The organism is Paroceanicella profunda, assembly GCF_005887635.2.
Classification (GTDB): Bacteria; Pseudomonadota; Alphaproteobacteria; order Rhodobacterales; family Rhodobacteraceae; genus Paroceanicella; species Paroceanicella profunda.
In genome coordinates this window covers 1,079,945-1,104,805 of the sequence record NZ_CP040818.1, presented here as the reverse complement: position 1 = coordinate 1,104,805, position 24,861 = coordinate 1,079,945, and the positions used below count along the sequence as shown (strand labels likewise).

20 protein-coding genes are annotated in these 24,861 nt (G+C 72.8%); 8 read left to right on the top strand and 12 right to left on the bottom strand.

Going from position 1 to position 24,861, the window contains the following annotated elements; translation table 11 throughout:
- Nucleotides 1-84 precede the first annotated feature (84 nt).
- The 4 genes from FDP22_RS04995 to FDP22_RS04980 all read left to right on the top strand — a co-directional run bounded on the left by FDP22_RS04995 (nucleotide 85) and on the right by FDP22_RS04980 (nucleotide 5,445).
- Nucleotides 85-1,002 (top strand): calcium-binding protein, encoded by a 918-nt coding sequence (locus tag FDP22_RS04995; protein ID WP_138575593.1) that lies wholly within the window; start codon nucleotides 85-87, stop codon nucleotides 1,000-1,002.
- A 57-nt stretch (nucleotides 1,003-1,059) separates the two neighbouring features.
- Nucleotides 1,060-2,007, top strand: coding sequence for a calcium-binding protein (locus FDP22_RS25120; RefSeq protein ID WP_138575592.1), 948 nt, complete (start codon nucleotides 1,060-1,062; stop codon nucleotides 2,005-2,007).
- Nucleotides 2,008-2,608: 601 nt separating this feature from the next.
- Nucleotides 2,609-3,475, top strand: coding sequence for an ABC transporter substrate-binding protein (locus FDP22_RS04985; RefSeq protein WP_138575591.1), 867 nt, complete (start codon nucleotides 2,609-2,611; stop codon nucleotides 3,473-3,475).
- Nucleotides 3,472-5,445, top strand: coding sequence for an iron ABC transporter permease (locus tag FDP22_RS04980; RefSeq protein WP_138575590.1), 1,974 nt, complete (start codon nucleotides 3,472-3,474; stop codon nucleotides 5,443-5,445). The genes FDP22_RS04985 and FDP22_RS04980 overlap by 4 nt, the downstream gene beginning before the upstream one ends.
- A gap of 359 nt (nucleotides 5,446-5,804) precedes the next feature.
- Here FDP22_RS04980 and FDP22_RS04975 read toward each other — a convergent pair whose 3' ends face one another.
- From FDP22_RS04975 to FDP22_RS04955, 5 genes are all read right to left on the bottom strand, one after another.
- Nucleotides 5,805-6,506, bottom strand: coding sequence for a FadR/GntR family transcriptional regulator (locus tag FDP22_RS04975; RefSeq protein ID WP_138575589.1), 702 nt, complete (start codon nucleotides 6,504-6,506; stop codon nucleotides 5,805-5,807).
- 232 nt (nucleotides 6,507-6,738) lie between these two features.
- Entirely contained in the window at nucleotides 6,739-8,055 is a 1,317-nt protein-coding gene (locus FDP22_RS04970) for an aromatic ring-hydroxylating dioxygenase subunit alpha (RefSeq protein WP_138575588.1), read from the bottom strand.
- A 29-nt stretch (nucleotides 8,056-8,084) separates the two neighbouring features.
- Nucleotides 8,085-9,389, bottom strand: a complete 1,305-nt coding sequence (locus tag FDP22_RS04965) for a TRAP transporter large permease (RefSeq protein ID WP_138575587.1) — start codon at nucleotides 9,387-9,389, stop codon at nucleotides 8,085-8,087.
- Nucleotides 9,386-9,892, bottom strand: a complete 507-nt coding sequence (locus FDP22_RS04960) for a TRAP transporter small permease (protein ID WP_138575586.1) — start codon at nucleotides 9,890-9,892, stop codon at nucleotides 9,386-9,388. The genes FDP22_RS04965 and FDP22_RS04960 overlap by 4 nt, the downstream gene beginning before the upstream one ends.
- Nucleotides 9,893-9,900: 8 nt before the next feature.
- Complete coding sequence (locus FDP22_RS04955; protein ID WP_138575585.1) at nucleotides 9,901-10,920, bottom strand: TRAP transporter substrate-binding protein; 1,020 nt, start codon at nucleotides 10,918-10,920, stop codon at nucleotides 9,901-9,903.
- Nucleotides 10,921-11,069: 149 nt separating this feature from the next.
- On the opposite strand from FDP22_RS04955, the gene FDP22_RS04950 reads away from it, so the two are divergent.
- Nucleotides 11,070-11,840: an IclR family transcriptional regulator gene (locus FDP22_RS04950; protein ID WP_170317594.1), complete on the top strand. Its 771-nt coding sequence runs from the start codon at nucleotides 11,070-11,072 to the stop codon at nucleotides 11,838-11,840.
- Between the two features lie 3 nt (nucleotides 11,841-11,843).
- Here the strand turns inward: FDP22_RS04950 and FDP22_RS04945 are convergent, their stop codons facing one another.
- The 6 genes from FDP22_RS04945 to FDP22_RS04920 form a co-directional block, all read right to left on the bottom strand.
- Nucleotides 11,844-13,373 carry a tripartite tricarboxylate transporter permease gene (locus tag FDP22_RS04945; protein WP_138575583.1) on the bottom strand — a complete coding sequence of 510 codons (1,530 nt, stop codon included), beginning with the start codon at nucleotides 13,371-13,373 and terminating at the stop codon, nucleotides 11,844-11,846.
- Entirely contained in the window at nucleotides 13,374-13,823 is a 450-nt protein-coding gene (locus tag FDP22_RS04940) for a tripartite tricarboxylate transporter TctB family protein (RefSeq protein ID WP_170317593.1), read from the bottom strand.
- Nucleotides 13,824-14,165: 342 nt separating this feature from the next.
- Entirely contained in the window at nucleotides 14,166-15,173 is a 1,008-nt protein-coding gene (locus tag FDP22_RS04935) for a Bug family tripartite tricarboxylate transporter substrate binding protein (protein WP_138575581.1), read from the bottom strand.
- Nucleotides 15,163-16,800: a hydantoinase B/oxoprolinase family protein gene (locus FDP22_RS04930; RefSeq protein WP_138575580.1), complete on the bottom strand. Its 1,638-nt coding sequence runs from the start codon at nucleotides 16,798-16,800 to the stop codon at nucleotides 15,163-15,165. The genes FDP22_RS04935 and FDP22_RS04930 overlap by 11 nt, the downstream gene beginning before the upstream one ends.
- Nucleotides 16,797-18,983 (bottom strand): hydantoinase/oxoprolinase family protein, encoded by a 2,187-nt coding sequence (locus FDP22_RS04925; protein ID WP_138575579.1) that lies wholly within the window; start codon nucleotides 18,981-18,983, stop codon nucleotides 16,797-16,799. The genes FDP22_RS04930 and FDP22_RS04925 overlap by 4 nt, the downstream gene beginning before the upstream one ends.
- Entirely contained in the window at nucleotides 18,980-20,281 is a 1,302-nt protein-coding gene (locus FDP22_RS04920) for an NAD(P)/FAD-dependent oxidoreductase (RefSeq protein ID WP_138575578.1), read from the bottom strand. Before FDP22_RS04920 ends, FDP22_RS04925 begins: the two co-directional genes overlap by 4 nt.
- 111 nt (nucleotides 20,282-20,392) lie before the next feature.
- Between FDP22_RS04920 and FDP22_RS04915 the strand changes: the two genes are divergently transcribed.
- Together FDP22_RS04915 and FDP22_RS04910 are read left to right on the top strand one after the other, a co-directional pair.
- A complete protein-coding gene (locus tag FDP22_RS04915) occupies nucleotides 20,393-21,505 on the top strand; it encodes a LysR family transcriptional regulator (protein ID WP_138575577.1) in 1,113 nt (370 codons plus the stop codon).
- Nucleotides 21,506-21,673: 168 nt separating this feature from the next.
- On the top strand, nucleotides 21,674-21,925 hold the full coding sequence (locus FDP22_RS04910) for a hypothetical protein (RefSeq protein ID WP_138575576.1): 252 nt from the start codon (nucleotides 21,674-21,676) through the stop codon (nucleotides 21,923-21,925).
- Between the two features lie 154 nt (nucleotides 21,926-22,079).
- Here FDP22_RS04910 and FDP22_RS04905 read toward each other — a convergent pair whose 3' ends face one another.
- Nucleotides 22,080-23,543, bottom strand: coding sequence for a glutamine synthetase family protein (locus FDP22_RS04905; RefSeq protein WP_138575575.1), 1,464 nt, complete (start codon nucleotides 23,541-23,543; stop codon nucleotides 22,080-22,082).
- 326 nt (nucleotides 23,544-23,869) lie between these two features.
- Here FDP22_RS04905 and FDP22_RS04900 point away from each other — a divergent pair, with 326 nt between their 5' ends.
- The gene (locus FDP22_RS04900) at nucleotides 23,870-24,724 is read left to right on the top strand and encodes a transporter substrate-binding domain-containing protein (protein WP_138575574.1); all 855 of its coding nucleotides are present in this window, start codon (nucleotides 23,870-23,872) and stop codon (nucleotides 24,722-24,724) included.
- Nucleotides 24,725-24,861 lie beyond the last annotated feature (137 nt).

Here is a 24,861-nt window from a genome sequence, read left to right as displayed (position 1 = left end):
CACCACCCGTTTCGCCCCGGCCACCCGCAGTCGCACGGCAGCAGGGCACCTTCCTGAAATGAACCTGTATCTGAGGGGATACCCATGCAGACCACCGTCACGCTGCTCGCCGCAACCGGCATCGATCTCGACGCCTATTTCGCCAATTTCGACGCGAACTTCTCGCTGTCGGGCTTCGGCGCCTTCTCCAACATGTCGACCTTCTCGGGCGATTACATGGGCACGTCCGGCGACGCCGAGGCCCTCGCCTTCCTGGTGGACGGCGACCTGGGCTACCAGTTCTCCAACCACCACGTGGACGGCACCATCGACACCATCTCCTTCGGCACCGACGGCGACGCGGTGCTCAACACGGAGACGGGCCTCTTCGACCTGTCGCTCGGCTCCACCGACTTCACCATCGACTTCACGCCCGACCTCGCCACCGCCGACGGCGATGACGTGCACGGGCTGGTCTATGACCTGATGTCCGACGGCACCGCGCCGGAGGGCAACACCTCCACCCTCGTCTCCCTGCTCGATCTCACCGGCGTCGACCTCGTCGGTTCGGCCGGCAATGACCGCTTCAACGGCACGTCGGCAGACGACCACATGACCGGCGGCTGGGGCCGCGACGTGTTCTACGGCGGCCAGGGCGCGGACGTGCTCGTCGGCAACATCGGCAATGACCGGCTGTTCGGCGGCGCGGGCGACGACAAGCTTTACGGCGGCCGCGGCAACGACCTGCTGCGCGGCGGCGCGGGCGACGACATCCTCGCCGGCGGCAAGGGCGCGGACACCTTCGTGTTCCGCGGCTCCGACCTCGGCGTGGACCGGATCAACGACTTCACCGTGGGTCTGGATTTCATCCGCCTCTCCGCCTCCGATTTCTCCGGCTTCGAGGATCTCAGCATCTCCGAGCAGGGCGGCAACGCCTACATCGACCTCGGTGACGGCGACGGCATCCTGCTGGCCGGCGTGGACGCCGACAGCCTCTCGGCGGGCGACTTCCAGTTCGTCTGATCCGATCCGCAGCCCCGGGCGGCATCCCCGCCGCCCGGACCCTCCCCGGAGAGTCACATGACCATCACCATCACGCTTGAAAACAACGCCGGCATCGACCTCGCCGGCTATTTCGCCGACTTCGACTCGAGCTTCACCCTCTCGGGCTTCGGCGCGTTCAGCAACGGCTTCTCGGGCGCCTACATGGGCAGCACCGGAAGCGTGACCGCAACGCCGGACGATTCGGAGCAGGCCTTCTACGTGGACGGCGACCTGGAATACACCTTCTCCAGCCACACCGTGGACGGCACCATCTCCGCCATTTCCTTCGGCTACGGCGGCTACGCGCAGGGCGCCACGCTGGCGCTGAACCAGACCGACGTGTCGCTGGCCTTCTCCGCGCCGCTCGATTCCGACAACGGCGACGACGTGCACGGGCTGGTCTATGACCTGATGTCCGACGGCACCGCGCCGGCCGGCAACACTTCCACCCTGCGCGAGATGCTCTCCACCGAGCGCAACAACCTCTGGGGCAGCTACGGCGACGACGTGGTGACCGGCAGCAGCACCGCCGACGTGATGCGCGGCCGCGGCGGCGACGACATGCTCTCGGGCGGCGACGGCAACGACCGCCTGATGGGCAACAACGGCGACGACTGGCTCTACGGCGGCAACGGCCGCGACTGGCTCTACGGCGGCGCGGGCAACGACCTGCTGTTCGGCGGCGCCGGGCGCGACGTGATCACCGGCGGCGCCGGCGACGACCGGCTGGCCGGCGGCGGCAACGTGGACATCTTCGTCTTCGATACGTCGGACACCGGCAATGACCGGATCGTGGACTTCAACGCCGCCGTGGGCGACGTGATCGCCTACGAAGCCGGCCAGTTCGACGATTTCGCCGACGTGCAGGCCGCCGCCGTGCAGGTGGGCGACAACACGGTGATCAACGACGACAGCGGCAACCGGCTGGTGCTGCTCGGGGTCGACGTGGCGGACCTCGGCGCCGACAATTTCACCTTCGGCTGATCCTCGCCGCGGGGAGGCCTCCGGGCCTCTCCGCTACACCCTGCGCCCCCGCGAAGACGGCTCCACGCTGCCCCTCCGGGTACGCCGGCCTCACGGTCAGCGTGGCGGCACCCCACGGCGCGCTCCGCACCCTGTCCCCGCTCGCGGGTCAGAAGGCTGCGCGCCGGCAGCGTTCGAGCGACGCGCCAGACACCACCCCGATAGCTTCGCGCGGACGGGCGGGCGCCCGCCCGCCCGACCCGCTCTGCGCCCGCTGGCGGGGCAGGAGGCTCGTGCACCGGCCGGGCCCGGGGGAGTGTTCGGGCGAGGCGCCGGACGCCACTCCGCCCGACGGACCGCCGGCCTCCGGGCACTTCGGCGTGGAGGGGCGGGGCCCCGGGCGGGCCCGGCATCGCGGGGGCGAGGTGCCGAGTGCGCTGCGTGAGGCACCGGTTTTCCCTTGCGTCCGTCATCCGCGCTCCGCTAGGCACGGGGTGTGCCGACCGCCAGCGCGTCTTCGCCTCCAGCGCGGGGCGTGCGCCAGCCCGCAGCCCTTTCCCGACCTGTCCACGATCCGCCCCCGCGCTTTGCCGCGAGGCCCCTCAGCCGTGAGGACACTGCCATGACGATCCCCCGACGCTCCCTCCTGGCCGGTGCCGCCGCCGCGCTGGCCCTCGCGCCGCTGCAGGGCCGGGCGGCGCCTCCGGTGCCGCGCGTGGTGGCGCTGGAATGGGGCTTGGCCGGGCTCTCGATGGCCCTGGGCGTGACGCCGGTCGGCGTGGCCGAACTCGGCCCCTATGCGGACTGGGTGGCCGAGCCCGCCATGCCGCCGGAAGTGCCCGACATCGGCCTGCGCCTGCAGCCCAACCTCGCCTTCGTGCGGGCGCTGAAGCCCGATTACATCCTCGCCACGCCGCAGTTCGCGGCCCTGCTGCCCCTGATGGAGGGGATCGGCGCGCCGCTGTCCTATTCCAGCTTCGACGCGCGCGGCGCGCCGCTGGCGGCCAACCGGGAGAATGCCGTGGCGCTGGCCGCGAAGCTGGGCCGTGCGGAGGCCGGGGCGGCGCTGGTGGCGCAGGCGGATGCGCTCTTCGCCCGGATGGCGCGCGGCCGCGGGGACGGTGCCTCCCGCCCCGTGCTGCCGATCAGCTTCGCGGATGGGCGGCACCTGCGTGTCTTCGGCAAGGGCAGCCTCTACTGCGACGTGCTCGCCGCGATCGGGCTGGAGGGCGCCTGGCGCGACCCGGTGAACTTCTGGGGCTTCGCGAATGCCAGGGTCGAGGATCTCGCCGCCTATCCGGATGCGATGGTGCTGGTGGTGGGGCCGGTTCCGGCCACGGCGCGGCAGGCGATGGCGGGCGACGGGCTCTGGGCGCATCTGCCCTTCGCGCGCGCCGGCCGGCTGCGGGTGATCGACGCCGTCTGGGCGTACGGGGAACTGCCCGCGGCGATGCGCTTCGCGCAGCTGGCCGGGGAGGCGCTGTCATGAGCGGCGCGCCGGGAGCGGGCGGCGTGCTGCCGCGCAGGGGGCCGGTGCCGCGGCCCGGGCTGATGCTCGCCCTCGCCGGCGGGCTGGTGGCGCTGGCGGTGACCCTGCTGAGCCTGGGGCAGGACCTCGCCCCGGCGGACTGGCTCAGCGCCGCGCTGGCGCCGCCGGCGGACAGGCCGGACATGCTGGTGTTCCACTACGCGGTGCTGCCGCGGGTGACGGTGGCGCTGATCGGCGGGGCGATGCTGGGGCTGGCCGGTGTCCTGCTGCAACAGGCGCTGGAAAATCCGCTGGCGGCCCCCGGCACGCTGGGGGTGGACGCGGGCGCCGGGCTGGTGATGTCCATTGTCCTGCTGGCGTTGCCCGATGCCGGGCGCGGCACCCTGCTGGCCGGGGCGCTGGCCGGCGGCTTCGCCAGCTTCGCGCTGGTGCGGCTGATGGCGGGGGGCGAGCGGGCCTCGCCGCTGCGGCTGATCCTCGCCGGGCTGGTGGTGGCGCTGTTCTGCGCCTCGGCCGCCGCGGCGCTGCGGATCTTCAACCAGGAATACCTGCAGGCGATGTTCCTCTGGGGCGCCGGCTCGCTCACGCAGGACGGCTGGGGCGACACGCTGTTCCTGCTGCCGGCGCTGGCGCTGGGCGGGGTGCTCTCGGCGCTGCTGGTGCGGCCGCTGGGCCTGCTGGCGCTGGGCGGGCAGGCGGCGCGGGCGGCGGGGCTGAACGCGGGAACCTGGCGTTGGGGCGCCTGCGCGGCGGCGATCCTGCTCTCCGCCACGGCCTCGGCGGCGATCGGGTCCATGGGGTTCGTGGCCCTCGCCGCGCCGCATGTGGCGCGGCTGGCGGGGGCGCGGCGCCTCGGCCCGCGCCTGTGCGGGGCGGCGGCGGCCGGCGGCGGGCTGCTGCTGGTCGTCGACCAGGTGACGCGGCAGTTGCCGGGCGATCCGCCGGCCGGCGCGCTCACCGCGCTCATCGGTGCGCCGCTGCTGCTGTGGCTTGCGCTGCGCAACCGCCCGCGCGCCCTGCCGCCGCGCGGCGAGGCGCAGCCGCGCGCGGCCCGGCCCGTGGCCCGGATCGCCGGTGTCGGTGCGGCGGCGCTGGTCGTGGCCGTGGGGGCCTGCCTTGTCGCGCGCGGGCCGGAGGGCTGGACCTTCGGCTTCGTTCCCGAGACATGGCCGCGCATGGCGCTGGCGGTGCTGGCCGGCGGCATGGTGGCCGCCGCGGGGGCCCTGCTGCAACGGCTGCTGCGCAACCCGCTCGCCACGCCGGAGATGACCGGCATCGGCCCGGGGGTGACGCTGGGCCTGATCGCGGCCTTCCTGCTCAGCCCCACGGCGGGGCCGGCGCTGAAGATCGGCTGCATGGTGGCGGGGGCGCTGGCGGTTCTGGCGGTGCTGATGCGCATCGGTGCGCGCACCCGCTTCGCCCCGGAAACCGTGCTGCTGGCCGGCGTTCTGCTCACCTTCCTGCTGGACGGGCTCACCAGCCTGTTCCTTGCCTTCGGCGACCCGCGCAGCATCGAGCTCATGCTCTGGGTGGCGGGCTCCACCTGGGGCGCGCGGCCGGAGCAGGCGCTGTGGCTCGGGCTCGCGGCGCTGGTGCTGCTGGCGCCGCTGGCGCTGGTCACCCGCTGGCTGGACCTGCTGTCGCTGGGGGCGGAGGCGGCCCAGGCCACCGGGCTGCGGCTGGGCCTCGCGCGCGCGGTGCTGCTGTTGCTGGCGGCGGGGCTGAGCGTGGCGGCAACCTTCGCCATCGGTCCCTACAGTTTCGTCGGGCTGATCGGGCCGCAGGTGGCGCTCCGCCTCGGGCTTGTCCGCGCGGCGGAGCACCTGGCGGGGGCGGTCTGCGTCGGCGCGCTGGCCATGGGCGTGGCGCAGGGGCTCGGCGCCTGGGTGGCCTTTCCCTACGACCTGCCGGCCGGCCTCACTGCCGCGCTGGTCTGCCTGCCCTATCTCGCGTTCCGCCTGCGCCGCTGAGGCAGGGCACGCAGCAAGGGCCGCAGGGCGGGGCGCGCCGTGCCCGCCGGGGGGCGCGGGCGTGGTCGCCGGGGGAGCGCGACGCCCCCGGCTGTCCGCGCGCGCGTCCGAAGGGCGCCGCGCGCTACGGGTGGGCCGAGAGCCGCGCTACGGGTGGGCCGAGAGCCGCGCTACGGGTGGGCCGAGAGCCGCGCTACGGGTGGGCCGAGAGCCGCGCTACGGGTGGGCCGAGAGCCGCGCTACGGGTGGGCCGAGAGCCGCGCTACGGGTGGGCCGAGAGCCGCGCTGCGGGTGGGTTGGGAGCACGGTCGGCGGGGCCACGCCGGGGCTGACCGGGGAGCGGCCCCCCGCCCGGGGGGTCACTCGGCGGCGCCGATCACGTTGTCGCGCAGGGCGCTGAGGTGGGTGCGCATGGCGCGCTCGGCGCCGGCGGGGTCTCGGGCGGCGATGGCGATGATGATCTCGGCGTGCTGGCTGGCGTAGAGCCGTTCGCGCGCGGGGCTGCGGGCGTTGGCGCGCATCGAGCGCCAGACCGGGTCCTCGCGCACCCGCTCCATCACCTCGAAGGCGGCCAGGAGGATGGCGTTTCCGGACATCTGGGCGATCTTGTGGTGCAGGGCGCCATCGGCGCGGTCCCGCGCGTCCTCGTCCGGTCCCTCGGCGATGCGCCGCAGGATGGCCTGAAGCTCGGTGGCATCGCCGAATTCGGCGCGCCGGGCGGCGAGCGCGGCAAGCGCGGGTTCGAGCACCAGCCGGGCTTCCATCACCTCCGCCGGGTCGGTCCGGGCGGCGATGCCGACGATGCGTTCGTTCCAGCGTTCCGGCTTGCGCCCCACGAAGGTGCCGGAGCCCTGCCGGCGCCAGATCCGCCCCTCGATCTCCAGGGTGTCCAGCGCGCGGCGCACGGCACGGCGGCTCACCCCGATATGCTCGGCCAGGCTGCGCTCGGTGGGCAGCCGCATGCCGGGCCGCAGGGCGCGGTCTCCGGTGATGAGGGCACGGATGCGCGACAGCGCCTGCGCGGAGGCGCCCTCTCCGTCGCCGGCGGGGTCATAGGTCATTTTCGAATGCAAGCTTGAGTGCAAGATATGTGCTCCCAACCTAGGGATATATGAGAGCGGCGCAAGTCGCATCGCACGGGCTGCGGCGCGGCCCCCGCGGCGGGCCAGCGCGCGGCGGGGGAAGCCGGCCCCCGGCGCGGGCCATGCGCCGGAGGGCCTTGTCACCCGGAGCCTCTCCGCCCCGGACGCCCGGAAGGGGGCAGCCGGGCCAGGGCCTTCCCGGCCTCCCCCGTCAGAGCGTGGCGGGCCAGGGCGCGGCGGCGCGGCGGGCGGTGTCGACCTTCGTCCAGGCCTGCTCCCAGCCCTCCTTCGCCGCCACGGTGTCCACCGAGACCGGGCCGCGGATGGCCGCCAGCTCCTCCGGCGTGCCGGAGAGCGGCATCGCGCCCTCGCCCGCGGCCTCCGCCGCGATGGCCGCGCGCAGCATCCGCCGGTAGGTCACGATGCCCACGTCGGACTTGCCCAGGTGCTCGTCCGTGCGGTCCTGGATGCGGCCCATGCTCTCGACCGCCCACTGGTCATGCACGTTGATGTCCAGCCCCATGCCCGTATAGGTCTCGCGCTCCTGCTCGTCGGGGTTGTAGCCGTAGTTGTTGCGGCGGTTCTTCAGCGGCGCATAGTCCGGCAGGCGGTGCTCCTTCAGGCGCTGGTCGCGCATCTTCGCCTTGTCCACCGGCGCGCCGAAGGAGGTGAACATCGCGTACCAGTAGCAGGTCTCGTCATCCACCGGCACGTGCCACTGGGTGATGCTCATCTCGTTGGAGAGCGGGATGTGGATGGCGCAGGGGAACACCTGGTTGGTCACCCGCACATGCATCTGGCCGTTGAGCAGGTCGCGCAGCGCGATGAGGCGCATGCCGTAGTCGGTCTGCTCCACGCGGATCTCCGGGCGCGGGAACTCGCGCAGCACCCGGGTCATCGGCATGTCGGAGCCCGAGGAGGTGTCGCGGAACTGCTTGCCGTAGCTGTCCGCCGGGTCCTCGTCCTGCAGGAAGCGGTGCAGGAAGGAGGCATGGGCGGGGTCGATGCCCACTTCCATCGCCTGCAGCCAGTTGCACTCCCACAGGCCCTTGAAGGCGAAGACATGGGTGTCCGGCGCGCGGAAACAGTCGAACTCCGGGAAGGCCGGCGGCTCGCCCGGGCCCATGTAGGCCCAGACGATGCCGTTGCGCTCCACCACCGGATAGGCGGTGGTGTGGATCTTCTCGTGCATGCGGCTGCCTTCGGGCTCGGCCGGCATCTCCACGCAATTGCCCTCCACGTCGAAATGCCAGCCGTGGAAGGGGCAGCGCAGCCCGTTGTCCTCGCGCCGGCCGAAGCACAGGTCGGCGCCGCGGTGCGGGCAGTGCCGGCCGATCAGCCCCAGCGCGCCGGAATTGTCGCGGAACAGCACCAGTTTCTCACCCATCAGGGTGACGGGCACCACCGGGCGGGCGGTCATCAGCTCATCGCTCAGCGCGGCGGGCATCCAGTAGCGGCGCAGCACGCGGCCGGCGGGCTGCTTGCGGCCGACAAGGGTGAGCTCGTCATTGCGGTCCTGGCTCATCATGGCTCGGTTTCCTCCGAAGGGTCAGTGTGTCAGCCGCCGCCCAGCAGGCGGGGCAGCAGGAGCGAGATCGCCGGGAAGGCGATCAGGATGGCGAGGCGGACGATATCGGCCGCCACGAAGGGCAGAACGCCGGTCATCACGTCGCGCAGGGCAAGGCCCGGCGCCGCGGCGCGCACCACGAAGAGGTTCATGCCCACCGGGGGCGAGATCAGCCCGGTCTCCACCGTCACCACGGCGATGATGCCGAACCAGATCGGGTCGAACCCCGCATCGGTGACCAGCGGGAAGAAGATCGGCACGGTGAGCAGGATCATGGCGAGGCTCTCCATGAAGCAGCCCAGCACCACGTAGAACACCAGGATGGCGCCCAGCACCTGCCAGGGCTCCCAGCCCGCCGCGCGGATGTAGTCGGCCATGCCGAAGGAGAGCTGGCTGACCGAGAGCAGGAAGCCGAACACCTCCGCCCCGATCAGGATCACGAAGATGGAGGCCGTGGTCTCCACCGCCTCGATCACCGCGTCGCGGAACCCCTCCCAGCGCATGCCGCGCCACAGGGCGAAGACGAGGGCGAGCGCGGCCCCCGCGCCGCCGGCCTCCGTGGGGGTGAAGAGCCCGCCGTAGAGCCCGCCCATCACCAGCCCGAACAGCACCACCACCGGGGCCACCTGGCGCAGGGCGGTGGAGAGCGGTTCGTCGAACCTGTCGGGCGCGTGGCCCGGCTCCGGCGGCCAGACCCGGGCCATCAGCGCGGCGGTGATCACGTAGAGCACATAGGCCAGCAGCCCCGGCAGGAACCCGGCCAGGAACATGTCACCCACCGAGGTTTCGGTGATCAGCGCGTAGAGCAGCAGCGCGATGGAAGGCGGGATCATGATGCCCAGCGTGCCGCCGGCGGCGAGCGAGCCTGCGGCCAGGCGCGGGTCGTAGCCCTGCGCGCGCATCTCGCCATAGGCGACGCGGGTCATCGTCGAGGCGGTGGCGAGCGAGGAGCCGCAGACCGCGGAGAACCCCGCGCTCGCCGTGATGCCGGCCACGGCCAGCCCGCCGTTCCACCCGCCGGTGAAGCGCCGCGCCGCGAGGAACAGGTCGCGCGACAGCCCGGCGCGCGAGATGAACGCGCCCATCAGCATGAACAGCGGGATGAGCGTGTAGGAATAGTTCGAGGCGGTCTCGAAGGCGCCGGTCTTCAGGATGTTCAGCGCCGGCTCCGGGCCGACGATCGCCGCAAACCCGCCCACGCCGATGAAACACATCGCGATGCCCACCGGCATGCCCACCAGGATCAGCCCCAGCAGGATGGCGATGGCGATGAAGCCGATTTCCTGCGGGCTCATGTGAGCCCTCCTTCAGTCGCGGGCGGCCGGCCGGTGAGCGCCAGCGACAGGCCCATCAGCGCCAGCGCGGCCGAGCCGAGCGCGGCGATGCCGGTGAACCACCACAGCGGCATCTGCAGGTCCTGCGTGGCGTCGCCGCGCGCGAAGGTCTCCAGCGTTTCGAGGGTGAACAGCCAGCAGCAGGCCGCGCCGAAGGCGGCCACCGACAGGTCCCACAGCCGTTCCAGCCCGCTGGCGAGCAGCCGCGGCAGCCGGTGGATCAGGATGTCGACCCGGATGAACCCGGCCCGCTCCGCCCAGGGCAGTGCGGCGAACACCGCCACCAGCAGCAGGTATTGCGCCGCGTCGATGGCGCCGGGGAACATCAGGTTCACCCGTGTGCCGCTGGCGTCGAACACCGCGCGCCAGAACACGTTCCAGGCCACCACGCCGAGCAGCGCCACGGTGGCGGCGAAGGCCAGGGCGGAGAGCGCCCTGGCCAGCGTATCGACGAGGCGCGTCATGGCCCCGCTCAGTTCAGCTCGGTTTCGCACTCGGAGACATAGCCCTTCACCGCGTCATAGGTGGCGCGGCCGGGCAGGCCCTCGGCCTCCAGTTCCTCGATATAGGAGTCGGTTGCGCGCTGGGCGGCGGCCTCCCATTTCGCGCGCTCCGCGCCGTCGATGGTGGTGAAGGTGCCGGTTTCCTTGGCGAGCGCGAGGCCCTCCTTGTCGGCCTCGTCATAGCCGGTTCCGGCGGTCACCGCCCATTTCATGCCGGAATTGTCGTCGATGACCTTCTTTTCCTCGGGCGTCAGGCTCTCGTATTTCGCCTTGTTCATGGTGGAGACGAAGGCGAGCGCGTAGAAGCCGAACTCCGTGTGATGCTGGGTGACTTCGAACACCCGGAAGCTCTTCACCGATTCCCAGGGCAGCATGTAGCCGTCGATGGTGCCGCGCTGCATCGCCTCGTAGGTGGCCGGCGCGGGCATGCCCACCGGCTCGGCGCCGAGCTCGGTCAGCAGGTTGCCCACCACGGTGGTGGGGCGGCGGATCTTCAGGCCCTTCAGGTCCTCCAGCGTCTTCACCTCCACGCCGTTGGTGTGCAGGTGGCCGGGGGAATGGGTGTGCACGAAGAGCACGTGGGTGTCCTTGTACTCCTCGTCCAGCGCGCCGGAATCATAGAGCTTCTGGAAGGCGCAGGAGCCCACGGCGCCGGTCTTGAACAGGCCCGGAAGCTCGACGATCTGGCTCAGCGGGAAGCGGTTCGCCGTGTAGCCCTGCACGGTCCAGGCAATGTCGGCGATGCCGTTCTTGGCGTTGTCGTAGCCGGCCGGCGCCTTGCCCAGGGTCTGGGCAGGGTAGACCGTGACCGCGATGTCGCCGTTCGATTCGGCGGACACGGCGTCGGCCCAGTCCTGGAAGATCTTCTGCTGCTGCCAGGATTGCGCGCCCATGAAATGCGCGTAGCGCAGGTTCACCTCGGCCGCACCGGCCAGCGAGGCTGCTGCAATTCCCCCGAGCGCGATCGCGCCCATCAACATGTTCCGCATGGCGGACCCCTCCTTGCTGACTCGCGGATATGATTTTCCGCTGGTTTGCTCGATTATCGAACGAATGTTGTTTATTTGATTCCCATGCTAGCTATATCCGTGAACCCGACAAGAAAAATCCGCGCCGCAGTGCAGCAAGGACCGGAAAGATGATGAGCAGGGACCTCAAGCGCGGCGACACCGCCTCCACCTTCGCGAACGGGCTTCGGGTGATCGGCGCCTTCGACGCCGAGGACCGCGACATGTCCGTGCCGCAGATCGCGCGCAAGACCGGGCTGGACCGCGCGGCGGCGCGCCGGCTGGTGCTCACCCTCGTGGCGGAGGGCTATGCGGAGGAGCGCGAGCAGCGCTACCGCCTCACCCCAAGGGTGTTGCGGCTGGGCCGGGCGTTCCTCGACGCGCGCCGGGTGGGCGCGGTGCTGCAACCGCTGCTGGCGGAGGCCACGCGGCGGCTGGGCCTGCCGGTGTCCTTCGCCATGCGCGACGGATTCGAGGCGCTCTACCTCGCCCATGCGCCGGGCGAGCCCTCGCTGATCTCCACCGGCTTCACCACCGGCACGGCGCTGCCGCTGCTCACCTCCGGGCTGGGCCGGGCGGTCTGCGCCGCGCTCACGCCCGCGGAACTGGAGGAGGTGCTGGCCGGGGCTCCGCTCGTCGCGCACACCGCGGCCACCTGTCTGGACCGGGCAGAGATCGGCGCGCGCATCGCCGCGGCGCGCAACCGCGGTCTCGCCTATGTGGCGGAGGAGTTCGAGCCCGGCGTGGCCGCGCTGGCCGCCCCGGTGCGCGGCGGGGCGGGGGAGATTGCCGGCGCCGTGGGCGTGGCCGGGGTCATCGCCCGGGTGCCCCACCCGGACGCGGCGCCGGAGCTGGCCGCCGCGCTGAGTGAAATCGCCCGGGCGCTGGCCGGGCGGATGTGAGCGTCAGTCCTCCGGAGCCGCCGCCGCCGCGGCCCGGGCGCGGCGGAAGCGCCGGCGCAGCATCGGCGTGAAGGACAGCACCAGCAGCATGAGCGTGAGCCCGAGGAACACCGCGCTGATCGGGCGCTCCGCGAAGACGGTGAGATGCCCGCGCGACAGCAGCAGCGCGCGGCGGAAATGCTCCTCCAGCAGCGGCCCGAGGATGAAGCCCAGCAGCACCGGCGCGGCGGGGTAGCTGAACTGCCGCATCACGTAGCCGATGAGCCCGAACACCAGCACCACCCAGATGTCGAACACGTTGTTGCTGGCGGAGTAGACGCCGATGCAGATGAACACCAGGATGGCCGGGTAGAGCAGCCGGTAGGGGATGGCGAGCAGCCGCACCCAGAGCCCGATCAGCGGGATGTTGAGCACCAGCAGCACCAGGTTGCCCACCCAGAAGCTCATCACCAGCCCCCAGAACATCGCCGGCTGCTCGGCGATGAAGGAGGGGCCGGGGATGATGCCATGCAGCATCATCGCGCCCATCAGCACCGCCATCACCGCGTCTCCCGGAATGCCGAGCGACAGGGTGGGGATGAAGGCCGCCTGCACCGAGGCGTTGTTGGCCGCCTCCGGCGCCGAGATCCCCTCCAGCGCGCCCTTGCCGAAGCGCGATGGGTCCTTCGCGATGCGTTTCTCGAAGGCATAGGCCATGAAGGAGGCGATGCCGGGCCCGGTGCCGGGCAGCGCGCCGATGAAGCTGCCGATCACCGCGCCGCGGGCGGTGGGCGCCCAGATCTGCTTCCATTCCGCCTTCGTGGGCAGCATGGCGCGGAAGGAGAGGTCGCGCGCGGCCAGCGCCGGGGCCGCCCCGGTGCCGATGTTGGCGAGGATCTCGGCCACGCCGAACAGCCCCATGGCCACCGCGATCAGGCTCAGCCCGTCCGACAGCTCCAGGATGCCGAAGGTGTAGCGGAAATAGCCGGTGTTCACGTCCGTGCCGCACAGGCCGAGGGCGATGCCGAACACCACCATCGCCAGCCCCTTCAGCGGCGAGCCGACGGAGAGGGTGGAGGCCGCCACCAGCCCGAGGATCATCACCGAGAAATATTCGGCGGAGCCGAAGGCAAGCGCCGCTTCCGCGATGGCCGGCGCGAAGCCCATCACCAGCAGGATGGCGAAGGAGCAGCCGGCGAAGGAGTTGATCGCGGTCACGAGCAGCGCCAGCGCCGCCTGGCCCTTCTGCGCCATCGGGTAGCCGTCGAGGCAGGTGACGGCGGAGGTGGCCGTGCCCGGCAGGTTCAGCAGGATTGAGGCGGTGGAGCCGCCGTATTGCGCGCCGTAGAAGATGCCCGCCAGCATGATCAGCGCCGAGGTGGGGTCCACGTAATAGGTGAGCGGCAGGGCGAGGGAGATCGCCGCCAGCGGCCCGATGCCCGGCAGCACGCCCACGCCCATCCCCACCGTCACCCCGATGACGCAGAACAGCAGCGAGACCGGCGAGAGCGCGGTGGAGAGGCCCAGCCCGACGTTCGACAGGAAGCCTTCCATTCAGAGCACCCCCCGGATGGCTGTGAGCGGCATGCCCAGCCCGTCGATGAACAGCAGCACCCCCAGCACGCTGAGGAACAGCGCCACCCCGGCGAGGCTGAGCAGGCTGGTGCGCGCCTCGCCCAGCCCGCTCACCAGCACCAGGATGACGGTGGCCGGCACCAGCCCCGCCCGCTCCACCGTGAGCGCGAAGCCCGCGATGCCGAGGCTCACCGCCACGAAGGGCCGCAGCCGGAACACCGGCCGGGTGGCGAGGCCGCGCACCTCGGCCAGGATGGCAAGCGCCAGCACCACCAGCACCGTGCCGGCGAGGATGGGAAAGAACCCCGGTCCGGGCCGCCGCAGCCCGCCAAGCGGGTAGTCCGCCGCCAGGGCGATCACCGCGAGGCCGAAGGCGACCAGCCCCGCCGCGGCGAGGATCTCTGCCCTGTTGTAACGCTGCCGGGACATGCCTGGCTCCTCCATGGTTCTCCAGTCCGCCGGCACCTTTCCGGGCGCGCCGCCCCAGCGGCGCCCGCCCGGAAAGGTGCCGGGTCCGGAAAGGTGCCGGGTCCGGAAAGGTGCCGGGTCCGGAAAGGTGCCGGGTCCGGAAAGGTGCCGGGTCCGGAAAGGTGCCGGGTCCGGAAAGGTGCCGGGTCCGGAAAGGTGCCGGGTCCGGAAAGGTGCCGGGTCCGGAAAGGTGCCGGGTCCGGAAAGGTGCCGGCCCTGCGGCTCCGGGGCGTTTCCGTCACCGCCTGGCACGGGCGAGGGCAGCCGGGGCCTCCGCCGCAGCGGCGTCGGGCCGGCCCCGGCTCAGTTGGTCTTCAGCCCGGCGGCATCGACCACCTTGCCCCATTTCTCGATCTCCGAGGCGATGAACTCCTGGCTCGCGGCCGGGGTGCGGCCCTCCACCATGAAGCCGCGCTCGGGGAAGAAGGCCTGCAGGTCAGCGTCGGTCAGCGCGGCGGTCACCACCTTGTAGAGCGTGTCCAGCACCGGCTCCGGCGTGCCGGCGGGGGCGAAGACGCCCTGCCAGGAGGTGGCCTGGAAGCCGGGCACGCCGGCTTCGGCCACGGTGGGCACGTCCGGCAACATCGGGTGGCGCGCGGCGGAGGTGACGGCCAGCGCCCGCAACCGGCCGCTGCGGATGTATTCCGAGCTTACCAGCAGGTCGGCGAACATGGCGTCGAGCTGCCTGCCCAGCAGGTCCTGCATCGCCGCGGCGCTGCCGGCATAGGGCACGTGGACCAGCTCGGTCCCGGTCTCCAGCGCGAACAGCTCCCCGGTGAGGTGCATCGAGGTGCCGATGCCGGGCGAGCCGTGGGTGAAGGCCTGCGGTTCGGCCTTCGCATAGTCGATCACGTCCTGCACCGAGGTGAAGTCGGAGTCCGCGTTCACCACCAGCACCAGCGGCGCGCTCACCACCAGGCTCACCGGGGCGAAATCCTTCAGCGGCTCGTAGGGCAGGTCGTCGCGCAGCACCGAGGAGATGGCGTTCGAGCCGGTGACGCCCATCAGCAGCGTGTAGCCGTCCGGGTCGGAGCGGGCGACATAGCTCGCCCCCACCGCGCCGCCGGCGCCGGCGCGGTTCTCCACCACCACGGGCTGGCCCAGCGGGCCGGAGATCTTCTCGGCGATCTTGCGGGCCAGAAGGTCGGTGGAACCGCCGGGCGGGAAGGGCACCACGATGGTGACCGGCCGGTCCGGGTAGTCCTGCGCGGCGGCCGGGCCGGCGCCGGGCAGGAGCGCCGCGGCGACGGCAAGGGCGAGGCCGAGCAGGACGCCGCGGCGTCCGCCCGGGTGGCGGGTGTCATGGGTCATCGGGATCTCCGTCTGTTGGACCGTGCTGGTTGTTCTGGGTGGTCCCGGGTCGGCCCCAGCCGCCGCCTCCGGCTGTCTGCACATGAAACACGTCGCCCGCGGCCCAGTCGAACCGGGCCCTTGCGGGCAGGGAGAGGCGCGTGCCGTCGGCCCGCTCCACCCAGGCGGCGGAGGGCGCGCCGTCACCGCCGCCGCAGGCGCCGCGCGCCCGGGTGGCGTGGCGCTCGGAGCGGTAGGACACCGTGCCCCGCCCCTCCAGCAGCCGCCAGGAGCGGGCGATTCCGCGCCCGCCCGGCTGTGCGCCCGCGCCGCCGGAGTTAGGGGCGAGCCCGTAGCCCTCCACCCGCACCGGCAGCCGGGCCTCCAGCAGCTCTACGGGCATGTTGCGCGCGTTGCCCACGTCGGTGGAGAGCCCCTCGGCCCCCGGCCCGTCGGCACTGGCACCCGCCCCGCTGGCGACGATCTCGGTGAGGAAGAACGGCGCCCCCGCGCCGTCCTCCCCGCCGAAGGCCAGCACCGCGGCCACGCCGGCATGGGCCGCGGCGGCCACCTCCGGGCAGATGCGGCTCCAGGCGCCGAGGATGGCGTTGCAGGCCAGTTTCACCGTGCCGGTGCGCGCATTCACCGCCGCCGGGAAGCGCGGGTTCACCACGCTGCCTTCGGGAAGGGTGAGGGTGAGGGCGGCGAGGCAGCCGGCGTTGTTCGGCGCGTCCGGCGCCAGGGAGCGCATGAAGAACAGCGCCGCGGCCATCATGGCCGCCGGGGCCGCGTTCACCGGCCCGGCGGTCTGCGGCGCGGAGCCGGTGAAATCGATCGCCAGCCGGGCCCCGCGCTTCACCAGCGTGACGCGGATGGGCACCGGGTCCGGGCTGATGCCGTCGCCGTCGAGCGCGTCCTCCCAGGTGGCGGTGCCATCGGGCCGGGCGGCGAGGGCGGCGGCGGTGAGGCGGGCGGACTGGTCGATCAGCGCCTCGGTGAGCGGGGCGAAGCCCGCCCCCTCGCGCGCGGCCAGCCCGGCCAGTTCCGCGCCGCCCAGCCGGGTGGCGGCAAGCTGGGCGCCCAGGTCTCCCCGCAGCAGCGCCGGCGTGCGCGAGTTCGCGCCGAGCAGGGCGAGGATGCCCGGGTCCGGCCGGTCCTGCACGAAGGCGCGCAGCGGCGGGATGCGCAGGCCCTCGTGGAAGATCGAGGTGGCGTCCGGCGGGATGGAGCCCGGCTGGGTGCCGCCGATGTCCTGGTGGTGCAGCGACGCGGCGGCGAAGCCGACCAGCCGCCCCTCCGCGAAGGCCGGCCGCACCAGCGTGAGGTCCGGCAGGTGCGCGCCGCCGGCCCAGGGATCGTTGAGCAGATAGGCCTCGCCCTCGCGCATGTCCCCGGGGGGAAACCGCTCCAGCACGGCGGCCACCGCGGGCCCGAGCGCGCCCAGCAGCAGCGGTAGCGAATTGGCCTGCGCGATCAGCCGCCCGTCAGCCAGGAACAGCGCCGCCGCGCCGTCCCCGCTCTCCCGCGCGATGGAGGAGAAGGCGCCGCCGATCAGGCTCTCCTGCATCCGGTCCGCCGCGGCCTGCAGCGACAGGCGCATCGGCTCCAGCCGGGTCAGCACCCGCGGCGGCAGCGCACCGGCGCTCATGCGCCCGGCTCCCCGGGGGTGAGGTGCAGTGCCCCGGCCGGCCCGATGCGCCAGCACCAGCCCTCGGGCACCCAGACCGTGGTCTGCTCGGCGAAGAGCGCCCGGGGCCCCGCGCCGCCCTCCGGCAGGACACCGCCGCCCGCGAGGCGCCATGCCGCCCCCGGCGCTGCGGGCGCCTCGGGCGCGGAGGCGGGTGAGAGGGCGGCATCGCCGCGATCGGCGGCGCGCCGCAGCCACATCACCCGGCGCGGCAGGTCGAGGGCGTGGCCGCGCAAGCGGGCGTGCCGGGCGTCGAACCGCGCGCCGAGGCTGGCGGCGTCATCCGCGGCGGGGTCGAAGGCGATGGCCAGCGGCTCGGCCTGACCCTCGTAGAGCACGCCGGCAGTCCAGCTCACGCACGCGGGGCCGCTCCGCACCGGCGGATCGGCCAGCGCAGCGCCGGGGGCCATCACATCGGGTGCGACCGGAGCAGCGGGCACGGCCGTGGCAGCGGGTGCAGCCAAGGTGCTGGGCGCCGCCAGCGCAGTGGGCGCCACCAGCACGGTGGGCGCCGCCAGGGTTGCGGGCGCCGCCAGGGTTGCGGGCGCGGCCGGGGCTGCGGGCACGGCCGGGGCTGGGGGTGCAGCCGGGGGGGTGGGCACGGCCGGCGCGGCCAGGGCGACGGCCGCGGCGCGCAGGCGGGGGAAGTGGGCTGCGTCGAGCGGCACGTCGGGGGCGCATTCGCACACGTCCACGGTGCTGCCCGCCAGCCCGCCGAGGGCCGAGATCACCCCGGCATCGGGCAGCACGATCACCTCGCGGAACCCGGCGGCGAGGGCCACTTCCGCGGCGTGTTGCGGGCCGCCCCCGCCACCGGCCAGCAGGCGGGCATCGGCCGGGTCGATGCCGCGGCGAAAGGCGTGGAGCTTCACCGCCTCGGCGATGGCCGCGGTGGCGGCGGCCAGCACAGCCTCGGCGGCGGCGGGAAGCGGGCAGCCGAGCGCGCGGGCCAGCGGCAGCATCGCGCGCTCCGCCGCCGCGCGGTCCAGCCGCAGGCCGCCGGCCAGGGTGGCGGGCAGGCGGCCGAGCAGCAGCAGCGCATCGGTGAGGGTGGGTTCCTCTCCGCCCCGGCCCATCGCCGCCGGCCCGGGCACCGCCCCGGCCGAGCGCGGCCCGAGGCGCAGCGCGCCGGCGGCGTTCACCGAGGCGACGGAGCCGCCCCCCACCGCCACCGATGCCACGTCGGCGGCATGGGTGGCGAGGCTGAACCGCCCCAGGTCCAGCCTGCGGGTGAACAGCGGCGTGCCCGCCTCGATGAGCCCGATGTCGGTGGTGGTGCCGCCGGTCTCCAGGCTCACCACCGGGCCGGCGCCGGGGCCGGCGCCGAGGGCGAAGCCGCGCAGCGCGCTCGCCGGGCCCGACATGGCGAGCCGCAGCGGGCGGTGCGCCGCGGCATGCGCGGTGGCCAGCGTGGCGTCGGAGGTCACCAGCTCCGGACAGGGCAGGCCGCGCGCGGCCAGCCCGGCGCCCAGGTCCTCCAGATAGCGCGAGAGCGCGGGCTTCACGTAGGCGTCCAGCGCGGTGGCGAGGAAGCGCTCCGCCTCTCCGGGCAGGGCGCTCACCTCATGCGACAGCGACAGCGCGAGGCCGGGGCAGGCGGCGCGCAACGCGGCCTGCACGGCACGCTCATGGCCCGGGTTGCGCACCGCGTGCAGCAGGCAGATAGCCGCCGCCTGCACCCCGGATGCGGCGAGCGCCGCGCCCAGGGCGGCCAGTTCGGCCGGGTCGAGCGGGGCGATCTCGCGGCCCTGCGCGTCGATCCGCCCGGCGATGCCGTGGCGCAGGGCCTCCGGGAACAGCGCCAGCGGCGCCTCGCCCCGGGGGCGGACGGCGTAGAGGGCGCGGCGGTTCTGCCGGCCGATGGCCAGCACGTCCTCGAACCCGCGGTTGGTGACCACGGCCACCGGCGGCGCATCCTGCTCCAGCAGCAGGTTGGTGACCAGCGTGGTGCCATGCACCACCCGGGCCACGGCGGCGGGGGCGATGCCGGCCCCGGCGAGGAAGCGCTCCAGCGCGTCCAGCACCGCGGCGCTGCGGCCCGGCCCGAGCGGCGCCTTCGCGCTCAGCCGCCGGCCCGAGGGCCCGAGGGCGACCAGGTCGAGATAGGTCCCGCCCGTGTCGATGCCGAGCGCCCAGCCCGTCATGCCGCCGCGTCGCCGCCCGTGGCGACGGCACCTGCCGCCGCCCGGCGCCGCGCCGCGCCCGGGCGGAACCGCGTGGGCGAGAAGGGGGAGAGGTCGATCTCCGGCGCGCGCCCCGCCACCAGCGCCGCGATCTCGCGCCCGGTGGTGGCCCCGCCGCACATGCCCACGTGCCCGTGGCCGAAGCCGAGGAACACGTTCCCCACCCGCGGCGCCCGGCCGATCACCGGCATGCTGTCGGGCAGGCAGGGGCGGTGGCCCATCCAGCGCGTCACCCGGCTGGTGTCGAGATGCGGGAACAGCTCGCGCCCGCGCGCCAGCAGCATGTCGGCCCGGGCATAGTCCGGCGGGGCCCGCAGGCCGGCCAGTTCCACCGTTCCGGCCAGCCGCAGGCCCACGTCCATCGGGTTCACCATCAGGTTGTGTTCCATCGCCATGACCGTGTGGCGCAGGGCGAGGTTGGTGCTCTGCACCGTCACGTGGTAGCCGCGCTGGCTCTCCAGCGGAACCGAGAGCCCCACCGCCCGGGCCAGCTCCGCCGACCAGGCCCCGGCCGCGACCACCACGGCGTCCACATCGAGCGGCGCGTCGCCCCGGAAGCGCACCTGCTCCACCAGCCCGTCGCGGATGGAAAAGCCGCTCACCCGCTGCGTGAGGTGCGAGGCCCCGTCGGCCAGGCAGCGCACGTAGATGGACTTCACCAGCGCGGAGGGGTCCGCCGCCGAGCCGTTCTCCGGCGCCAGGATGCCGAAGCGGAAGCGGCCGCGCAGGTCCGGCTCCAGCGCCTCCAGCTCCTCGCGCTCCACGTCGCGCAGCTCCACCCCCAGCGACCGGCGCAGGTTCATCCCCCAGCTCCACTGCTGCGCCGTTTCGCGGGAGGAGTAGACGTAGAGGCAACCGGTGCGCCGCACCAGCCCGGTGGCCGCGGCGCGCTGCAACAGCGGCGTGTAGGCGTCGAACACCGGGGCGAGCAGCCCGCGCATGGCCGTGGCGATGCGTTCCACCTCCGCCCGGCGCGAGGCGCGCAGGAAGCGCAGCAGCCAGGGCGCCACGGAGGGCAGGTAGGAGGGGCGGATGGTCAGCGGCCCCGTCGGGTCCATCAGCCAGCCGGGCACCTTCTTCCACATGCCCGGCATGCCCACCGGCAGGCAGGCGGAGGGCGAGAGCGAGCCCGCGTTGCCGAAGGAACAGGCCTCCCCGGCCTCCAGCGGGTCGATGATGGTCACCTCATGGCCGTCGCGCTGAAGCCAGGCCGCGGTGCAGACGCCCACGATTCCCGCACCGATCACGGCAATATGCATGCTGCGCCCCGCCTCCCCGACCTGAAAACCCACCCGTCCGCAGGGGCCATACTCGACACAGGTGATTTATCATGCAAACAAAGTTTTCTGCTTTGTTGATCAGGAGGGCTGATGAATATCACCCTGCGCCAGCTCCGGGCCTTCGTGGCGGTGGCCGAGGCGCGCAGCTTCACCGAGGCGGCCGTGCGGCTCCACCTCACGCAATCGGCGGTGAGCATGCTGGTGCGCCAGCTGGAGGCGGATTTCGGCCTGCCGCTCTTCGTACGGACCACGCGGGCTGTCTCGCTCACCGAGGCGGGGCTGGGGCTGCTGCCGGCCGCGCAGCGCATGCTCGCCGACCTGCAGGAAGTGTTCGACGGCGCGCGAGACCTGCGGGAGCTGCGCCGCGGCTCCCTGCGCATCGCCGCGCCGCAGATGTTCGCCTGCAGCCTTCTGCCGCGCAGCGTCGAGCGCTTCCACGCCGAATATCCGGACATTTCGCTGGGCATCATCGACGTGACCGCGGACGAGGTGGGCGAGGCGGTGCGCCGGCATGACGCGGAGATCGGCGTGGGCCCGGAGCGCCCGGTGCCGGACGACGTGACGCGCACCCTGCTCTGGGCCGAACCCATCGACCTCGTGTGCCACGCCGGCAGCCGCTGGGCCGGGGCGCGGCGGCTGGCCTGGGCGGATGTGCTGGCGGAGCCCTGGGTGCTCTATTCCGATGAGTTCGCCGCCCATCTGGAGCGGCTTCTGCATCCGGGCCAGCCCGGGTTCCGCCTGCACCGCGCCACCGAGGCGCGCTACATGACCACCGCGCTGGCGCTGGTGGGCCGGGGCGTGGGCGTCACCGCCGCCCCGCGCTACGTGGCGCCCTTCGCCGCCGGCTTCGGCGTGCGGTTCGTGGAGCTGGAGGCGCCGGCAGTGCGGCGCAACTTCTGCCTCTATCGCCGCCGGGGCTTCGCCCTCTCCCCCGCCGCGGAGGCGTTTCTCGCCCGCCTCGAGGCCGACAGGGCGGAAGAGGTGGCCGGGGGCACCGGCCCGGCAGGCACAGCAGCCGCGGCGGGCGGGGCCGGCCCAACTGGCGGGGCGGGAGCGGCAGGAGCAACTGGCGGGGCGGGAGCAGCGGACGGGGCGGAGGCGGACTGCAGGGCTGGCGCAACTTGCGGAGCAGGAGCGGCGGACGGGGCGGAGGCGGCCGGCAGGGCAGAAGCAACAGGCGGGGCGGGCCCGACGGGCCGCTGACCGGGCGCAGCAGTCGCGTGCGCGGGGCGGCCCCGCCTCCGGCACGCCGGGCCTCCCTCGGGCCGAAAATGCCGACGGGTGCAAACAGGGCCTGATTTTCCGGGCCGGGCCGTGCTAGGCTGAGCCTGTTTGAATGTTTTTTTCTCTCGATCAGAACGGATAGAATTCATGTCCAGCTATTACGCTCCGGCGGGCGATTGCCCCCGCCATGGCCCCTATGACGATGGCGTTTGCGCCGCCTGCGAGGCCGAGAAGGCCGCGCGATCCGCCGCGAAATCCGCCGCGAGACCCGCTGCCGGACCCGCCGCGAAGCCGACCCCGCGCGCCCGGGCGGAGGACACGCGGCGTGGCGGCCCCACCCTCGGCTCCTTCGTCGTGCTGGGGCTGCTGGCCTTCGGACTGGTGCTCTGGTTCAGCTGACCGCCGCGCCGCGCCATCCCGGCTGACCGGCGGTCCCGGGGCGCCCGGGCGCGGAGGCGCATCCTGCCCGGAACGGGGCCCGTGCCGGCCTCTCCTCCCGCAAGCGCGGGGCGGAGACGGCATGTCCCGGCCCCGCCGCCCCCGGGGGCCCGCGTCAGAAGGTGGAGAAATACTCGCGCTGCTCCCAGTCCGAGACCACGGAGAGGTAGCGCTCCCACTCCGCGCGCTTGATATGCGCGAGGTAGCGGACGAAATCCTCCCCCAGTTCGGCGCGCAGCATGTCGGAGGCCTCGAAGGCCTCCACCGCGGCGATCAGGCTCTTGGGCAGCAGTTTCGCGTCGGTCTCGTAGGGGTTTTCCACCGGGGCGGGGGCTTCGCGGCCGGCGCGGATACCGTCCAGCCCGCCCAGGATCTGGCTGGCGAAGTAGAGGTAGGGGTTGGCGGCGGGCTCGGCCACGCGGTTCTCGATCCGGCTGGCGCGGTCGCCCGGGGCCATCAGCCCGCGGATCATCGCGCCCTTGTTGTCCCGCCCCCATTGCACCCGGTCGGGGGCGAGCTGGAAGGCCTGGTAGCGCTTGTAGCCGTTCACGGTGGGCGTGGTGAGCAGGCAGGAGGCCTGCGCATGCGCCAGCAACCCGGCGATCCAGCCGTTCGCGGCCGGGGTGAGCGCGCCGTCCGCCCCCGGCATGAACAGGTTCTCGCCGGTGCGGGTGTGGACGACGGACTGGTGCAGGTGCCAGCCGCTGGCCATGCCGTTCTCCACCTGGGGGCGGCACATGAAGGTGGCGTGCAGGCCGCGGCGCGCGCAGATCGCCTTCACCATGGAGCGGAACAGCAGCATGGTGTCGGCGTGTTCGAGCGCGGTGGCCGGTTCGAAGGTGAATTCGCATTGCGAGGGGCCGAACTCCGCCTCCATGGAGCGCACCGGCATGCCGAGCGCCACCGCGTTGCGGCGCAGCTCGTCCATGATGTCCTCCAGCGCGTCGTAGCGCGATTCGGTGAGGTACTGGTAGCCGTGCGAGACGAGGGTGGTCTTCGGCGGGGCGGGGGGCATCCCCGTCTCGGCATGGGTGAGGCGCTCGTCCTCCAGCGCGTAGACGTAGAATTCCACCTCCAGCCCGCAGATGAGCGCCATCTCGCGCTCCGCCAGCTTCGCCACCGAATCCTTCAGGATGGTGCGCGAGGAGAAGGGGATCGGCGTGCCGTCCTTCAGGAAGAGGTCGCACAGGATCCAGGCCGAGTGCGGCGACCAGGGCAGCACCCTGAACGTGGCCGGGTCCGGCACCAGCAGGATGTCGCTCGCGCCGGTGAGCATGCCGGCGCCGAAGCCCGCGTCCCGGGTCCAGACCGGGAAGACCGTGCGGTGCGAGGTGTCCTTCAGCAGCAGGGTGGAGGTGACTGCCATGCCGCTCTTCACCGCCGAGGCGAAGGCCTCCGCCACGACGGTCTTGCCGCGGATCACGCCGTGCTGGTCGGCGAAGGCGAGGCGGACGGTCTCGATTCCCTCCGCCGCCATGCGGGTCAGCAACTCCTCGGCCCGTGCGAAATCCTCGTCGGCCAGAAGGCCCATTCCCCCGACCGGACCATTGGCCAGGTCGCTTCTGCGCTGCACAGACATCGTTCTTCCCTGCTTTTCCCTGCTGTCGGATCCCTGCCCGCCGAAGCGGCGGCCTTCCCCATGTGCCGGCATTCTGAACAGATATCCGGCGCGAACGCCAGCCGCCGCGGGCAGCCGCGCGCCTGCTATTATATTTATGAATTATAATTCAAGAACTATAAGAATAATGATTTGTGTTGCGCTGCGGCAGGGATCGGGGAACTCTGCCGCATGACAGCGGGATGGCAGTGTCGGGCAGCGCCGGAGCGGCTCCGAGCGCGCGCCCGCACCGGACGTGCATCTCGACCCGCAACGAAAAACAGCCGCATTCCAACCAGGAGAGTTTCATGACCCGATCCCCGAAGGCCGGCCTCGCAGCCCTCGCCCTCACCGCTTCGCTCCTCGCGCTGCCCGCCCTGGCCGAGGGCACCTACAAGGTGGGGCTCGACGGCACCTTCGCCCCGCACGCGATGCCGAGCATGAGCGGCGGCGTGGAGGGCTTCAACGTCGACCTCGCGAACCTGATCGGCGAGCGGCTGGGCAAGACCATGGAGATCACCGCCACCCAGTTCTCCGGCCTCATCCCGGCGCTGCAGGCCGGCACGTTCGACTTCATCGCCGCTCCGACCACGGTGAACGCCGAGCGCGCGGAGAACCTGCTCTTCACCGAGGGGTTCATGGACACGAACTTCCGCTTCGTGGTGCCGGCCGATGCCGCCGACTTCACCTCGCTGGAGGATTTCAAGGGCAAGACCATCGCGGTGAACAAGGGCTCGGCCTATGACAGCTTCCTGCGCGAGCGCGCGGAGGAATACGGCTGGACGGTGGAAAGCTACGGCACCAACACCGACGCCGTTCAGGCGGTCATGACCGGCCGGGCGGACGCGAACCTCGCCGGTGCCACCGTCGCCGCCTGGGCCGCGAAGCAGAACCCGCGCATCAAGCTCTCCTTCGAATACGAGACCGGCCTCGTCTGGGCGCTGCCCTTCCGCAAGGACGACACCGCCACCCGCAACCTGGTGGACCGCGCCATCGAATGCCTGAAGCTCGACGGCTCCATGGCCGCGCTCTCCGAGAAGTGGTTCGGCGTCACCCCCGCCGAGGGTACCACCATCGTCACCCCCACGCCGGGCTACGGCGTGCCCGGCTTCCCGGGCTACGAGGAGGACGACCACACGCCGTCCTGCGACGACCTCTCCTGATCGCAGCCCGGCCGGCTGCCCGCGTCCGGGCGCCGGCCGGCCCCGATACGGGACCAGAACCGGGGCCCGGCCCGGCCGCGAAGCGGGATGTGATCCCCGGCCCGATCCCGGCGCCAAGGCCGATGCCGGAACCGCGC

Bases quoted from the DNA above. Each gene is read 5' to 3' on its own strand.
- FDP22_RS04995 (WP_138575593.1), top strand. From the start codon at position 85: ATGCAGACCACCGTCACGCTGCTCGCCGCAACCGGCATCGATCTCGAC.
- FDP22_RS25120 (WP_138575592.1), top strand. From the start codon at position 1,060: ATGACCATCACCATCACGCTTGAAAACAACGCCGGCATCGACCTCGCC.
- FDP22_RS04985 (WP_138575591.1), top strand. From the start codon at position 2,609: ATGACGATCCCCCGACGCTCCCTCCTGGCCGGTGCCGCCGCCGCGCTG.
- FDP22_RS04980 (WP_138575590.1), top strand. From the start codon at position 3,472: ATGAGCGGCGCGCCGGGAGCGGGCGGCGTGCTGCCGCGCAGGGGGCCG.
- FDP22_RS04975 (WP_138575589.1), bottom strand. From the start codon at position 6,506: ATGACCTATGACCCCGCCGGCGACGGAGAGGGCGCCTCCGCGCAGGCG.
- FDP22_RS04970 (WP_138575588.1), bottom strand. From the start codon at position 8,055: ATGATGAGCCAGGACCGCAATGACGAGCTCACCCTTGTCGGCCGCAAG.
- FDP22_RS04965 (WP_138575587.1), bottom strand. From the start codon at position 9,389: ATGAGCCCGCAGGAAATCGGCTTCATCGCCATCGCCATCCTGCTGGGG.
- FDP22_RS04960 (WP_138575586.1), bottom strand. From the start codon at position 9,892: ATGACGCGCCTCGTCGATACGCTGGCCAGGGCGCTCTCCGCCCTGGCC.
- FDP22_RS04955 (WP_138575585.1), bottom strand. From the start codon at position 10,920: ATGCGGAACATGTTGATGGGCGCGATCGCGCTCGGGGGAATTGCAGCA.
- FDP22_RS04950 (WP_170317594.1), top strand. From the start codon at position 11,070: ATGATGAGCAGGGACCTCAAGCGCGGCGACACCGCCTCCACCTTCGCG.
- FDP22_RS04945 (WP_138575583.1), bottom strand. From the start codon at position 13,373: ATGGAAGGCTTCCTGTCGAACGTCGGGCTGGGCCTCTCCACCGCGCTC.
- FDP22_RS04940 (WP_170317593.1), bottom strand. From the start codon at position 13,823: ATGTCCCGGCAGCGTTACAACAGGGCAGAGATCCTCGCCGCGGCGGGG.
- FDP22_RS04935 (WP_138575581.1), bottom strand. From the start codon at position 15,173: ATGACCCATGACACCCGCCACCCGGGCGGACGCCGCGGCGTCCTGCTC.
- FDP22_RS04930 (WP_138575580.1), bottom strand. From the start codon at position 16,800: ATGAGCGCCGGTGCGCTGCCGCCGCGGGTGCTGACCCGGCTGGAGCCG.
- FDP22_RS04925 (WP_138575579.1), bottom strand. From the start codon at position 18,983: ATGACGGGCTGGGCGCTCGGCATCGACACGGGCGGGACCTATCTCGAC.
- FDP22_RS04920 (WP_138575578.1), bottom strand. From the start codon at position 20,281: ATGCATATTGCCGTGATCGGTGCGGGAATCGTGGGCGTCTGCACCGCG.
- FDP22_RS04915 (WP_138575577.1), top strand. From the start codon at position 20,393: ATGAATATCACCCTGCGCCAGCTCCGGGCCTTCGTGGCGGTGGCCGAG.
- FDP22_RS04910 (WP_138575576.1), top strand. From the start codon at position 21,674: ATGTCCAGCTATTACGCTCCGGCGGGCGATTGCCCCCGCCATGGCCCC.
- FDP22_RS04905 (WP_138575575.1), bottom strand. From the start codon at position 23,543: ATGTCTGTGCAGCGCAGAAGCGACCTGGCCAATGGTCCGGTCGGGGGA.
- FDP22_RS04900 (WP_138575574.1), top strand. From the start codon at position 23,870: ATGACCCGATCCCCGAAGGCCGGCCTCGCAGCCCTCGCCCTCACCGCT.